The sequence below is a fragment of the Chryseolinea sp. H1M3-3 genome (assembly GCF_029360725.1).
In the GTDB taxonomy this organism is placed as follows: Bacteria; Bacteroidota; Bacteroidia; order Cytophagales; family Cyclobacteriaceae; genus Chryseolinea.
On sequence record NZ_JARKMY010000002.1, the window covers coordinates 316382 to 329327 of the forward strand.

At 41.1% G+C, this 12946-nt stretch carries 13 protein-coding genes; 6 read left to right on the forward strand and 7 right to left on the reverse strand.

The features are described 5' to 3' along the window. Window positions 1–40: 40 nt before the first annotated feature. Window positions 41–2041, forward strand: coding sequence for an amylo-alpha-1,6-glucosidase (locus P2W71_RS08800; RefSeq protein WP_276369776.1), 2001 nt, complete (start codon window positions 41–43; stop codon window positions 2039–2041). A gap of 29 nt (window positions 2042–2070) precedes the next feature. Here P2W71_RS08800 and purB read toward each other — a convergent pair whose 3' ends face one another. Then, complete coding sequence (gene purB, locus P2W71_RS08805; protein ID WP_276369779.1) at window positions 2071–3408, reverse strand: adenylosuccinate lyase; 1338 nt, start codon at window positions 3406–3408, stop codon at window positions 2071–2073. 198 nt (window positions 3409–3606) lie between these two features. Between purB and P2W71_RS08810 the strand changes: the two genes are divergently transcribed. After that, entirely contained in the window at window positions 3607–4728 is a 1122-nt protein-coding gene (locus tag P2W71_RS08810) for a ferredoxin--NADP reductase (RefSeq protein ID WP_276369781.1), read from the forward strand. Between the two features lie 5 nt (window positions 4729–4733). Here P2W71_RS08810 and P2W71_RS08815 read toward each other — a convergent pair whose 3' ends face one another. Next, on the reverse strand, window positions 4734–5717 hold the full coding sequence (locus tag P2W71_RS08815; RefSeq protein ID WP_276369783.1) for a hypothetical protein: 984 nt from the start codon (window positions 5715–5717) through the stop codon (window positions 4734–4736). 68 nt (window positions 5718–5785) lie between these two features. Beyond that, on the reverse strand, window positions 5786–6271 hold the full coding sequence (locus tag P2W71_RS08820) for a hypothetical protein (protein ID WP_276369785.1): 486 nt from the start codon (window positions 6269–6271) through the stop codon (window positions 5786–5788). A gap of 32 nt (window positions 6272–6303) precedes the next feature. On the opposite strand from P2W71_RS08820, the gene P2W71_RS08825 reads away from it, so the two are divergent. Beyond that, on the forward strand, window positions 6304–6795 hold the full coding sequence (locus tag P2W71_RS08825) for a helix-turn-helix domain-containing protein (RefSeq protein ID WP_276369787.1): 492 nt from the start codon (window positions 6304–6306) through the stop codon (window positions 6793–6795). Between the two features lie 11 nt (window positions 6796–6806). Here the strand turns inward: P2W71_RS08825 and P2W71_RS08830 are convergent, their stop codons facing one another. The 4 genes from P2W71_RS08830 to P2W71_RS08845 all read right to left on the reverse strand — a co-directional run bounded on the left by P2W71_RS08830 (window position 6807) and on the right by P2W71_RS08845 (window position 10190). Then, a complete protein-coding gene (locus P2W71_RS08830) occupies window positions 6807–7796 on the reverse strand; it encodes a cation diffusion facilitator family transporter (protein ID WP_276369789.1) in 990 nt (329 codons plus the stop codon). Between the two features lie 266 nt (window positions 7797–8062). Continuing rightward, complete coding sequence (locus P2W71_RS08835) at window positions 8063–9085, reverse strand: SMP-30/gluconolactonase/LRE family protein (protein WP_276369792.1); 1023 nt, start codon at window positions 9083–9085, stop codon at window positions 8063–8065. 48 nt (window positions 9086–9133) lie between these two features. Further along, on the reverse strand, window positions 9134–9739 hold the full coding sequence (locus P2W71_RS08840; RefSeq protein ID WP_276369793.1) for a hypothetical protein: 606 nt from the start codon (window positions 9737–9739) through the stop codon (window positions 9134–9136). A gap of 40 nt (window positions 9740–9779) precedes the next feature. Next, window positions 9780–10190, reverse strand: coding sequence for a heme-binding protein (locus P2W71_RS08845; protein ID WP_276369795.1), 411 nt, complete (start codon window positions 10188–10190; stop codon window positions 9780–9782). A 179-nt stretch (window positions 10191–10369) separates the two neighbouring features. Here P2W71_RS08845 and P2W71_RS08850 point away from each other — a divergent pair, with 179 nt between their 5' ends. From P2W71_RS08850 to P2W71_RS08860, 3 genes are read left to right on the forward strand one after another with little or no spacing between them, the layout of a single operon-like run. After that, entirely contained in the window at window positions 10370–10999 is a 630-nt protein-coding gene (locus tag P2W71_RS08850) for an ATP-binding cassette domain-containing protein (RefSeq protein ID WP_276369798.1), read from the forward strand. A 48-nt stretch (window positions 11000–11047) separates the two neighbouring features. Continuing rightward, the gene (locus tag P2W71_RS08855) at window positions 11048–12295 is read left to right on the forward strand and encodes an FtsX-like permease family protein (RefSeq protein WP_276369800.1); all 1248 of its coding nucleotides are present in this window, start codon (window positions 11048–11050) and stop codon (window positions 12293–12295) included. 11 nt (window positions 12296–12306) lie between these two features. Next, window positions 12307–12810, forward strand: a complete 504-nt coding sequence (locus P2W71_RS08860) for a hypothetical protein (protein WP_276369802.1) — start codon at window positions 12307–12309, stop codon at window positions 12808–12810. Window positions 12811–12946 lie beyond the last annotated feature (136 nt).

Consider the following 12946-nt stretch of genomic DNA (forward strand, 5'->3'; position numbering starts at 1 on the left):
AACACTATCCGTAACAAACTTATATATCCGGGCCCTCGATATGAAATTCGGTAAAAACATCCTTTCTGACTTCGATAAGTCCCGGGAATTAGAGTGGCTTGAGACCAACGGGGTGGGTGGATACGCAAGTAGTACGATCTCCGGTGCAAATACCAGACGTTATCATGGTTTGCTAATAGCTTCCACGAATCCACCGGTCGGACGAATGAATGTACTTTCAAAATTGGATGAGACCATTGTCGTTGGTGAAAAAAGAATTGATTTAGGAACAAATCAATATCCGGGCACGCTTCACCCAACAGGTTTTCAATATCTGGATCAATTCGAGCGAGATTTATTCCCTGTTTTTATCTATCGAGCGGGTGGTATAGAAATTAAAAAGACGATCGCAGCCATTCATGGCGAGAACACCACAATTGTTTTGTACGAAGTAATCAACGCTCCCGATGTCTTTCAATTGGATTTATTGCCGTTATATGCCAGCCGCGATTTTCACAGCCTGTCTCATGCAAATGATTTTATCGGTAAACAATATGTTTTTGAAGAAGGGACTTTCAGGACATTGAATTACCATTGTTGCCCCGAGATTTTTATTTCAGTGCCCCACTCACAATTCACACCAGGTCGAACATGGTATTACAATTTTGAATATGTTGTTGAACAGCATCGCGGCATGGATTATAAAGAGGACTTATACAGTCATGGCGTTTTTTCCGTCGAACTGAAAAAAAGGGAGAAGCTTGGCGTCATAATTTCCACTGACGACCCTACAGGACGAGATGCATTTCAACTTTTTGAAACCGAACAGAAACGCCGGCAAAATCTTGTCTCTAATTTTTCAGGACATGAATTATTAAAGCGTTTAACGCTTGCAGCCGATCAGTTTATTGTGAAGCGAAAAAGGCATAGTACCATCGTTGCGGGATACCCCTGGTTTGCCGATTGGGGGAGAGATACCATGATTTCGTTACCAGGTTTGTGTTTGGTGACAGAACGATTTGACGATGCAAGAGATATTCTTTTACAGTTTACTAAATTCATCAGTGAAGGAATGATGCCAAACCGCTTTCCCGATCATGGTGAAGTACCTGAATACAATACCATGGATGCAACTTGGTGGTATTTTATAGCCAGTTACCAATACTATTTAGCTACAGCGGATAAGGGGCTCGTTAAAGAATTGTTGCCAATATTGGAAGACATCGTAGCATGGCATTACAAAGGAACGCGCTTTAATATTCAAGTTGATGCAATGGATGAATTGTTAAGTGGAGGAGAGGAAGGGGTTCAGCTAACGTGGATGGATGCCAAAGTTGCCGATTGGGTGGTGACACCGCGCAGGGGAAAACCCGTTGAAATAAATGCGCTTTGGTATAACGCATTATGCATAATGGCATTATTTTACAGGGAAGTCGGAAGCGCTGACAAATCAACTTTATACCGCACCAGAGCTACCAAAGTGCTCAACAGTTTTAATGAGTTGTTTTGGAACGAACAGCAGCGATACTTGTATGATCATGTAAATGGTGATTATAAGAACACTGACTTGCGACCTAATCAATTGTATGCGATCAGTCTCCCTTTTTCATTGCTATCCGACGAACGTGCCAATGCTGTCTTTGAGGCAGTTTCAAAACATTTATTTACATCGCGAGGATTACGGAGTCTTTCTCCTTTGCATCCTGATTATAAGTCGGCGTATAAGGGAGACGTGTGGAGTCGCGATGGGGCATATCATCAGGGAACTGTGTGGAGCTATTTAATGGGCGCTTACATTGATGCGCTGTTTTATGTTAAAGGTGAGAGTGCTAAAAATGAAGCGTCACAAATCATCAACTCGTTTTCAGAACATCTGGATGAGGCAGGTGTAGGAACTATTTCTGAAATTTTCGACGCGGATCCTCCGCATACACCACGCGGTTGTATCGCCCAAGCGTGGAGTGTAGGCGAAATACTTCGTGTTATTGCAAAATATAACTTGCTTCCCGGGATGAATGCGGTCGGGAAAAAAATTCAAGAGGCTAATACAGCAGTGAACTAATTACGTTAAGTTGACAGATGTTTACTCAATCAACCACCCACATAGGTAAACGGTGTGATTGACTTTAGTTTGGTTTTTAAGTCCTCATTAACCTTCAGTGTATCAATAAATGCCACCAGGCTTTGCTGCGTTATCTTTTCATTTTTACGCGTCAGGGTTTTTAGGGCTTCATATGGATTAGGGTAACCCTCTTTCCGCAAGATGGTCTGAATCGCCTCGGATACAACAGCCCAATTATTTTCTAAGTCTTGATTTATTGCGGAAGGATTCAATTCAAGTTTATTCAGCCCCTTAAGGATGGATTGAACGGCAATGTAAGTATGGGCAATAGGCACCCCGATATTTCTTAAAACTGTTGAGTCAGTTAGGTCACGTTGCAAGCGGGATATAGGAAGTTTCGCTGATAAAAATTCAAAAATAGCATTGGCAAATCCTAAGTTTCCTTCTGCATTTTCAAAATCGATAGGATTGACCTTATGCGGCATAGCCGACGATCCTACTTCACCCTCTTTTATTTTTTGTTTGAAATATTCCATTGAAATATACTGCCACATATCGCGGCAAAGATCAATAAGAATAGTATTGATGCGTTTCATGTTGTCGAACATCGCCGCCATGTTATCATAATGTTCAATCTGTGTCGTGGGATGACTTCTTACCAGTCCTAAATGATGACAGAAATCGTCCGCGAATTTGTTCCAATCTATATTAGGATAGGCAGCATAATGCGCATTTAGGTTACCCGTTGCACCGCCAAATTTTGCCGAAAAAGGAATGGTCTTGAGCTGATTCATTTGCTTTTCCAACCGCGACGCAAATACCATGATTTCTTTTCCAACACGGGTAGGTGATGCAGGTTGACCATGTGTATGCGCCAGCATCGGTACATCTTTCCATTCTTTGGCTAATCCATTCAGCTTTCCAAGCAACATGTCAATTAGCGGAAAATATTCGTGCTCGATAAAATTTTTGAGAAGTAACGGTATCGCTGTGTTGTTGATATCCTGAGATGTTAAGCCGAAATGAATGAACTCCTTGAACGGTTCAAGTTTCATGGAATCAAATTCTCTTTTGATGAAATATTCCAGGGCCTTTACGTCATGATTTGTGGTCTTCTCAATCGCCTTGATTTCTGAGGCCTTTTGTTCTGAAAAGGTTTTATAAATCCCCCGAATGTCTTTCAGCCTATAAACCGGGAAATCGTCTAACTCAGAAACAGTTCCGGATAGGGCGATCAAATATTCGATTTCCACTTGTATGCGGTAATGCATCAACGCAAATTCTGAGAAGTAAGGTGCCAGGGGCTTTACGGTTTCAAAATACCGTCCATCGATGGGCGATATGGCAGTTAGGGGATTTAGCTCCACTGTACGATTGGTTAGGTCTCAAAATTAATCGCTTACGGCGAAGAACCCAAAATTTAATTATTCCTCGCTACTTTTGCAGACGAAGGATTAGAGGGGAATGTATTTTAAACCTACGAATAAAGATCTTTGTTTGTACTATTGCACCGACGATGGACGTGTACACACAATTTACTTTTAACTGATAACGGATTTGCACCCATGGCATTTAGCTTTTTTAAAAAAACGGAGAAACCAAAAAAAGAAGAAACACACTCGGGACCCAAATACTATGATTTACGGGTAAAAAATATCATACAAGAAACAAAAGACGCTATCTCCATCGTCTTTGAACATCCTGCTTCAGGAAAGATAAACTATAAGCCTGGCCAGTTTTTGACCCTGATCACAAGTGTCAATGGCAAAGAAGTCAGAAGGGCATATTCACTATGCTCTTCTCCATTTGTAGATCACGACTTGGCAGTAACGGTAAAGCGTGTAGAAAACGGGTTGATGTCCAATTGGCTTCCCGATCATTTAAAAACCGGAGCTACTATAAAAGTGATGGAGCCAATGGGCCAGTTCACCACAGAATACAATACGAATAATAAACGCCATATTATTTTATTTGCCGGCGGATCGGGTATTACACCCATGATGTCTATCATTAAAAGTATTCTGTCTCAGGAACCCAATAGCATCTGCTCACTCATCTATTGTAACAGGGACATCGACAGCATCATCTTTAAAAATGACCTTGAAAAAATCGAAATAAGCGATGAGGGGAGATTGCATGTCATTCATGTTCTGGATAATGCACCAATGAATTGGCAAGGATATTCCGGGTTGTTGAATCATGACATGCTGACCAAACTTTTTGAACGTATTCCTGATTGGGGCATTGCAAACACAACGTACCTGATGTGCGGACCCGAAGGCATGATGAAAAATGTTGAGACGCTATTAGGCCAACGGAATATTCCGAAGGAGAAAATCTTTAAGGAGAGTTTCGTTCAGGGTACAATTGATAAGGATGAAAAGAAAGAGATTGCGACATCAGAAGAACTGAAACCGCGTGAGGTAACAATTCGCTATGACGGGCAGGAATATAAAGTTATGGTTCCGCCACATAAAGCAATTCTTGAGACGGCGCTGGACCAGGGGATTGATTTACCGTACTCTTGCCAAAGCGGATTGTGCACCGCCTGCCGCGGTAAAGCATTATCCGGCAAAGTGAAATTGGATGAAGAAGAGGGTTTGTCGCAATCAGAACGGGCAGAAGGTTATGTGCTTACTTGTGTTGGGCACCCACTCACCGATGATGTTGTAATAGAAATTGGTTGATCTGATTAATTTAAAAAACCATTTCCATTTTTAATCACCCCTGTTTTTAAGTCGATCTTATACATCGGGTTGTTTCCTCTTTTGCCGATTTGCCGCGGCACGATCATTCCTTTATAAGCATCTTCAATATCCTTTCCAGAACGTTCACGAGGTCCGAAAAAAATAAACTCGTTGTTAATTTTTTGAATCGGATAAAAATCCTGGTGAAACGCAATAAACAGTTGATTGTCTTTCGCAAATCCATACACACTGGTTTCCTTTTCTTCACCATCACAGTTTATCAGGGAGAAGTCGTCCAGTTTTACAGAACAGTTAATTGACACAGATGGCGCATTGTTTATGAATTCGTCGAAGGTGGTGTAGTATCCTTCCTTATAATCTGTTGCTTTTACAATAGGCATGGAGGAAAGGGAACGAAAACTTTGAGCAGGGTCAATTAAATCTTCTTTAGCGAAAGGCTGAACCGAATTTACCTCTGTTGCCCGTTTTGAAAATTGTATCAAGGCGTTTTCAATAACCGTTGCAACATTCGAAGCATGAAACGCTGTAACATCGGAACCGCGGGTCTCAATGGTTGCATGAACAGAGGTAACGTAGTAGTAATCTTGATTGTAAGGTATAAAGAAGTCCATGCTTATCTCTCCCCTGGCAGTCTCCCTCCACATGGACGTGATTTCCGAAACTGTGAGTTCTGAAATACGCAACACAATACCTTTGTCTTTGGAAAACAAATTTGCCCGTTTTAGTAATTCGTCCAATTCCTGGACACCTGGCTTCTCAAATACCGCAAGATCTTTTCGGTTGGTCACTCCGCGCTGAATGATCCCGATAACTTTGCTGTCCTTGCGGGCATCAACAATTTCCGAGATTTTGAAGGACATGCTGTCGGTATTCAGTTCAAAATCCGAAAGGGAAATTTTGAAAAGGTCCTGACTGAAACTGGTTAAGCTTGAAGCTACCAGTATAGCGGAAACGATAAACCTGGCCATAACTATGACAATAATGTGGATAGTAGAATGTGAAAGCGCCGAGAGGAATTCTAATTTAGGTGCAATTCCTACAGGTTGTATCCGCCATCCCGGACTTTTTTTATAATTACTTTCGAAAACGTTATAAAATTCCTTACGAGCGGAACAAAAAGGATAGCCTGCATAACTCCGGTAGACTCAAAGAGCAGGTTGTTTGGCAATACATATTTGGGCGAAGGGAACATCTTAGCCAGAATACCGTCATCTATGCCCGAAAAGAATACAATATTTTTAATCGCATGGTTGTAAACGCCTTCATACGCTCCAATAAGGATGATCGAAAAAACTAGGATGATCAGCCCATTGATGACGGAAAGGTGATTTTTCCATTTGCCTGCCCTATTTTTCACGAGCCAATGGATTGTCGTTGTCAAGATAACCACAGGTATGCTAAGCAATAAAACGTGAAGACGCCAAGGGGTTTCATAAACCATTGCGCCATAGACATGATGTAAAGATGTTATCAGCATCAATACATTGCTGTAAAAATTCAACTTTGAAACTTCTTCCTGCATGATGCGTTGTTTTTTAGCAATACTATGGGGGCATGGTTCTACAATCAAGTAGTTACTATTTGGAAACCAGCCCATTGCTTTGCTATTCAATTGATAATGAGAATGAAATAATTATGCGTAATCCAACCTTTGATGCAGGCATCTGCGTGATGACAAAAATTGTCGGACTGCTGAGCGGTAAATGGAAACCGATTTTACTTTATCTCATTCAACATGATGTGAATCGGTTTGGCATTATGAAAAAATATATGCCGAAGATCAGTAAGAAAGTATTGGCGGAGCAGCTTAGAGAATTGGAAAAAGATAATCTTATCTTCAGAGAGGTTCTGGTGTCACAAGCGCCTCAAGTTGTAATGTATAGTCTTACAGCGAAAGGTATTTCATTGCGAGCCCTTATCGATGAAATGATCCAATGGGGATTGATCAATTTTCAAAATGAATATTCGGAGGAACAATTAAGGGAGTTCGAGGGTATTCATCAGGGTCAACTCAGTTCTAATTGTGGAGTGACTGATCAATCATAACATTCAATAAACTATGTATTGATCTCATGTTTTTTGTCCTGCGAAATATTCTCCACCGTCCATTGTATTTTCCTTTGGAAGAGATGCTGTCTTACCGGGCAATTCTGTTTATCACATATCCTGCATTGAAACTCCAGGCAACCGTCAGTGTGAATAAAGAATTCGATCGACTTTCCGAAATGATCGCGGGTAAATTTTTTAAATACATCGATTTCGAAATGAGCTTCATGTAGGTTTAGATACCATGGAACTGTAAGATGGCAGTCAATGTGAAGTTTATCTCCATACTTGATCACCCGGAGGTTATGCAAGTCTATCCAGTTTTCTCTTCGGTTTTTGTTCAATGTGTCAACGATCTTTGCCAGCAATGCAATATCTGTTTCATCCATTATTCCCGCGAGTGAACTCCGGATAATTTTATAACCGGTGTAAATGATGATGCCTGCAAAAAGAATGGCGACAGCACTATCGAGCCAATAAATTTCAGTAAAATAAATGAGGGTTAATCCCGCCACTATGCCAATCGTTGTATAGGTATCTGATTGCAGATGTTTACCGCTGGCCTCAAGCGCGATGGAATTGTTTTTTGTTCCAATACGAACGCAAATCATACCCATCACATAATTTACAACGGCAGTGATACACACTAAAATCATACCCAAATCCAACTGATTGAGTGGTTGTGGGTAGAAAATATTTCGTATCGCGTTATAGATAATAAAGAATCCAGCTATGAAAATCATACTGCCCTCTAATGCTGCGGAAACAAATTCAACCTTCCCGTGACCATAAGGATGATCTTGATCACCGGGTTTAGCGGAAATATATAAGCTATACAATCCAATAAAGCCTGCTACAACATTCACAATGCTTTCTAACGCATCAGTTAATATGGCAACCGAATTGGTAAGATAGTAGGCTACGACTTTGATGATCAGTAACAGTACCGAGATAAAAGCTACCCATTGTTGAACCTGAATGTTTTTCTTTGAAGACTCCAAATATCTATTTATTTGCCTGTGATTTGTTTTTCTTGAATAACCTGAGAAAAGCAGGGATTGTAATGGCCACCCACACGACATTGATAAACGTGTTCGCGTAGGCCGTTTTGTTAACAGAATAAACAATCAAAAAGATTCCTCCAATGATGTTTAATGAATAAAACAATATGGAGTTTGATTTGATTAATTGGTAGCTATTTAACCCATAAGCAATCACCAAACAAATAGAGCCGGCCCAGCCTAGGGTATCTATAATTAAATCCACATTAATCTCTTAGCTTGATCCTGACAACGTACATGTCTGCTGTAACATACAGTGTTTTTTCATCAGGTGAAAGCGCACAATTTGAAGTCAATTCCGAGATCTTTATCCGTCCTAATAATTTCGCATCACGGTTAAAAATCCAAACACCGCCGGGCCCGGTCGCAAAGACATTTCCTTGCTTGTCTATCTTTAATCCATCAGGCAACCCCTTTTCAGTCTTCGCATTTTCACTCGCATCGTAAAAAATTCTGGCGTTGGTAAGCATATCGTTTTCGGCCAAGTCAAAAGCATACCATTTTGCTTTCTCAGGGTCAGAGTTTGCGACGATCAACGTTTTTTCTTCAGGAAACAAGGCAATACCATTCGGTCTTGTGATTGAATCTGTGAGCAACTTCAGCTGTCCATTGGATTGCTTGTAGACACCGTGGAATGGTGTTTCCTTCGTTGGATCGTCTGCTTTTTTCGGGAGCCCGTATGGAGGATCCGTTATAAACAATTCACCTTTGCTATTAAATACTGCATCGTTGGGGCTGTTCAGTTTTTTGCCATTGAAGTTATCTGCCAGTGATATAAATTTTGGTTCGGGCGCTGACAATGGCGCATCCATTATGGCAACTCGTCGATCTCCATGTTGACAAAGTACGAGCTTGCCTTCACTATTTAAGGTCAGACCGTTCGATCCGGGTTCGTCACCATAAGGCAACGTGCCCGTCCTTCCCGAAGGCGTCAGGTAAGTTTCTTTTCCCTTTTCCTCCGTCCATTTATAAACTGTATTGGCAGGAACATCCGAAAATAGCAACGCTTTTTGTTCTTCAATCCAAAGCGGACCTTCGCTCCACTCAAAACCTTCTGCAATGATCTCAACAGCAGCATCTGCCTTGACAATCGCATCTAAGTCTGGATCAATTCGTTCGATCGTGCCAATGGATTTCGTTTCTTCTTGGGTCTCCGTTTCTGCTTGCTGTTCTTTTTTAGTACACGAAAAGGAAGCGATGAGGAGCGCACATGCAATCAGGTATTTCATAGGAGTGGTTTAGGTATTTTGAACAATAAAGTATTGAAAGCTGGGGCATTACAGCGCTTCAATTCTTTTATATTTCGAGTTATAATCTTTAAGTGCTTCAATGTATTCAAATCTTTTTTTGGTGGTCGATTTATCAACTCTCGTATAGATAAATTTTGTATTTCTGTCCCACTTCAATTCGTAGTTGGTTAAATTTTTATTTAATACTTTCTTTTGATTTTCGGAATGGATGACTTTTTCAGATTTTAATAAAGTGCGTGTAAGCGTATCGTAGCCTTTTATTGTAAAATTGCCATAGCTATGAATCAGATCATCAGAGATGTCCTCTTCTAATTCGTACTTTGTTTTGGCCAGTGTGCCATCCAGGAAATATAACGTGATGCATTTCACCGGCCGGTTATAAATGGTTTTATTGGGATGTTCAATGACGTAAAACTCGGCTCTTTTTTTATGGAATTTGCCAAATAAATTTTTCCCCAGCTCATAGCCCCTAAGCGTATCGGTCGTGCCATCCAATCTCAAAAAACGTTCAGCTATATTTTTTTCGCTCTTCTTGATTTCTTCCTCATCGGGATTTTTTTCCTTCTTAGGCTCATCACGTTCACAAGACGCTAATGCGAGAACGCCTGTTAGAAAAATAATTACCCCTTTCATAACCTGAGCAAACTGAGGTTTTGAGTTGTTGAATGCGGAATTAACCAAACACAGCCTTGATGGCAGTATAGGCAATTCGCTCGTCTTCATCTTCTGATAGTCCACTGACACCAATTCCGCCGATCACTTTATTACTTTGTCGGATCGTAACGCCGCCTCCAAAACCTGTAATGCCTTTATCACCCCAGAATGCAGGTGGTCTGTCGTTGTTTAACATGAATTCGCCCATGAGTTTGGTGTCTTTTCTGTCGCGGGCAGCTGTGTAGGCTTTATTATGTGCAATTAAGGAGGCTGCCGGACTCGCTTCATCCATCCTGAGAAATGCAATCAACTCACCTTCAGGCCCGCTTACCGCAACAGCGATTTGTTTGTTAATTTTTTTTACTTCGTTAACGACGTGCTCGATCAATTGGACGGCTTCCTGGGAGCTGACCTTTTCGTATGAATACATAACTTGTTTTTTTGACAACCATCCAATGTAAGGGCTCTCATGAAATTATGCAAAAAGCAACTGACACTTTGTTAAGGATTCTCAAGACTGGTTATTAAACTATCAAATCTGCGACCTCCTGTCAAAGAAATAGGGATTAACGATTATGGTTTCTTATTTTTCAGTCCTAAAGACAGCGCATGATTTCAGTTTCGAACCTTTCTTTTACCTATTCACCCAACTCAGAAATGTCTTTTCCTGATTTTACAGTGAACAGCGGTGAGCACTTTTTATTGTTGGGTGATTCGGGTAGTGGAAAAACGACTTTACTCTATTTATTGGGTGGACTGCTCCGTAACTATACCGGTTCTGTTAGAATTAACGACGTTGCCCTTGAAAACCTCAGCGAACATGCGCTGGATAAGTTCCGTGGTCAGCACATGGGGTTCGTCTTTCAAAGAAATCACCTGATCAGCGCTTTGACCGTCGAACAAAACCTCATGATGCCTGCTTATCTGGCAGGGTTGCCTGTTCAGGGCGAACGTATCGAATCGGTACTGAGCAGCCTTAAGATTTCGGATAAGAAAAAAAGCAAAGTTACAAAACTGAGCCAGGGACAGGCGCAACGCGCAGCCATCGCCCGCGCAATAATAAATAGACCGTCAATTATTTTGGCCGACGAACCAACCTCTGCCCTGGACGACAAACACTGTCATAGTGTAATATCCTTACTGATGGAAGTTGCTGATCAAAACAAATCAACATTGCTTATTGCAACGCATGATCAAAGACTAAAAAGTGAGTTTTCGAAGAAAATCTTATTAAAATAAAATTTTGAAGCACGATACACACAAACCGATAACGATTAACGAACGTCCATGAACATCTTTACGCTAGTTTGGAGTTACCTGAAGGCAAGACCCCTGAACACGGCGATCAATATTCTCTTGCTTTCACTCGGTATAGCTGTTATCACGATCCTGCTTTTATTTAATAATCAACTGGAGGAGAAAATTTCAGACAATGCCAAAGGAATTGATCTGGTAGTAGGTGCCAAGGGTAGTCCGCTGCAATTAATTCTCTGCAATATTTTCCATGTCGATTTACCTACTGGGAATATTAAATTATTTGAGGCCGAACGAATCGCAAAGAACAGGCTAATTAAAACAGCCATACCCTTAGCCCTGGGCGATAGTTATCAAGGTTACCGTATTGCTGGAACAAACGTTAATTATCCCGAATTGTATGAGGCAACACTAGCCCAGGGTGCCTGGTGGAAAAATAACCTGGAGGTAACGATTGGTGCTAATGTAGCCGCCTTATCTAAGCTTAAACTGAATGATGAGTTTGCCAGCGCTCACGGCCTTTCACAAGAAGGACATGCCCACAATGAGCATCATTATATTGTGAAGGGTATCATGAAACAAACAAATAGCGTGTTGGATAATTTGATCCTTACAAATGTTGAAAGTGTGTGGATCATGCATGAAACTTCAGATAACCCATTTCTTTCAGACAGCTCCAAGAATATATCCACCAAACATTCGTCGTTAGTTCCGTCAGTATTGCGGACTGATTCTTCGAAAGAAATCACATCCTTGTTGATCAAATATCGTTCGGCATTAGCGGCGATTCAGCTTCCGCGATTAGTAAATTCTCAAAGCAGTTTGCAGGCAGCTGCGCCGGCATACGAAACCGCGCGATTGTTTTCCATTCTAGGTGTGGGTGTCGATATTATGATGAGCTTTGCCTACGTGCTAATTCTGATTTCCGCTTTGAGCATTTTCATTGCACTCTATAACTCTTTAAAAGAACGCCGCTACGATATGGCTGTGATGCGCACAATGGGGGCGTCGCGTACAAAACTTTTAATGTCCATATTGATGGAAGGTGGTTTACTTACACTGGTCGGAAGTTTGATAGGACTTTTAATGGGTCATTCAGTACTTTTTATTTTATCCAACATCCTCGAACAAACACAAAAGGCTGGAATAACAGGCCTTATTTTCTATTCGCAGGAATGGATAATTTTGGCCGGAAGTCTGATCTTAGGCGTTTTATGCTCACTGATACCAGCTATCCAGGCATATAAAACAGATATATCAACCGTACTATCAGGGAACTGAAACTTTACACTATGAAATATGCGTTAATCCCCCACGTGTCTGCTATGAGCATGCTTCAATATTTTACAAAAATGAAAAAATGGGTTTTTTCTGTAGCCTTGTTGCTACTTATAAATATCGCTTTCGGCCAGGTTCAACCTAATGCCTGGGATTTATTTGCCAGAACAAAGTTTGAATCCAAATTTCAGGAAAAGTTAGGTGAGTACATTTTCTATCCCAACTTTCCGCCCGATCTGAAAGCGATGGCCGGAAAGGAAATCACGGTAGAAGGCTATTATGTTCCCTTCGCACCGGAGGATGGAAACTATATCATCATCTCCAAGTATCCCATGGCGCAATGTTTCTTTTGTGGTGGAGGTGGCCCCGAATCAATTGCTGAAGTGAATTTTGCCAAAGAACCTTCCAAGTTTAGTGTCGACGATCTTATCACTGTAAAAGGAAAGTTAAAGCTTAACACCGACGACCTTGACCACGTGACCTTCATATTAGATCAGGCAGTACTCATCAGTAAATAATGCTTTTGGAAGACCCCAACCCGTACGCAAAACCCTAAAACGGATAGGCCGTTCGTGAACGTTAGAAAATATCCAATTTTTTAAAATATTGACTTTCCACTAGAAGTTTGTTCCGATAGGTACATCCTACTCCAAA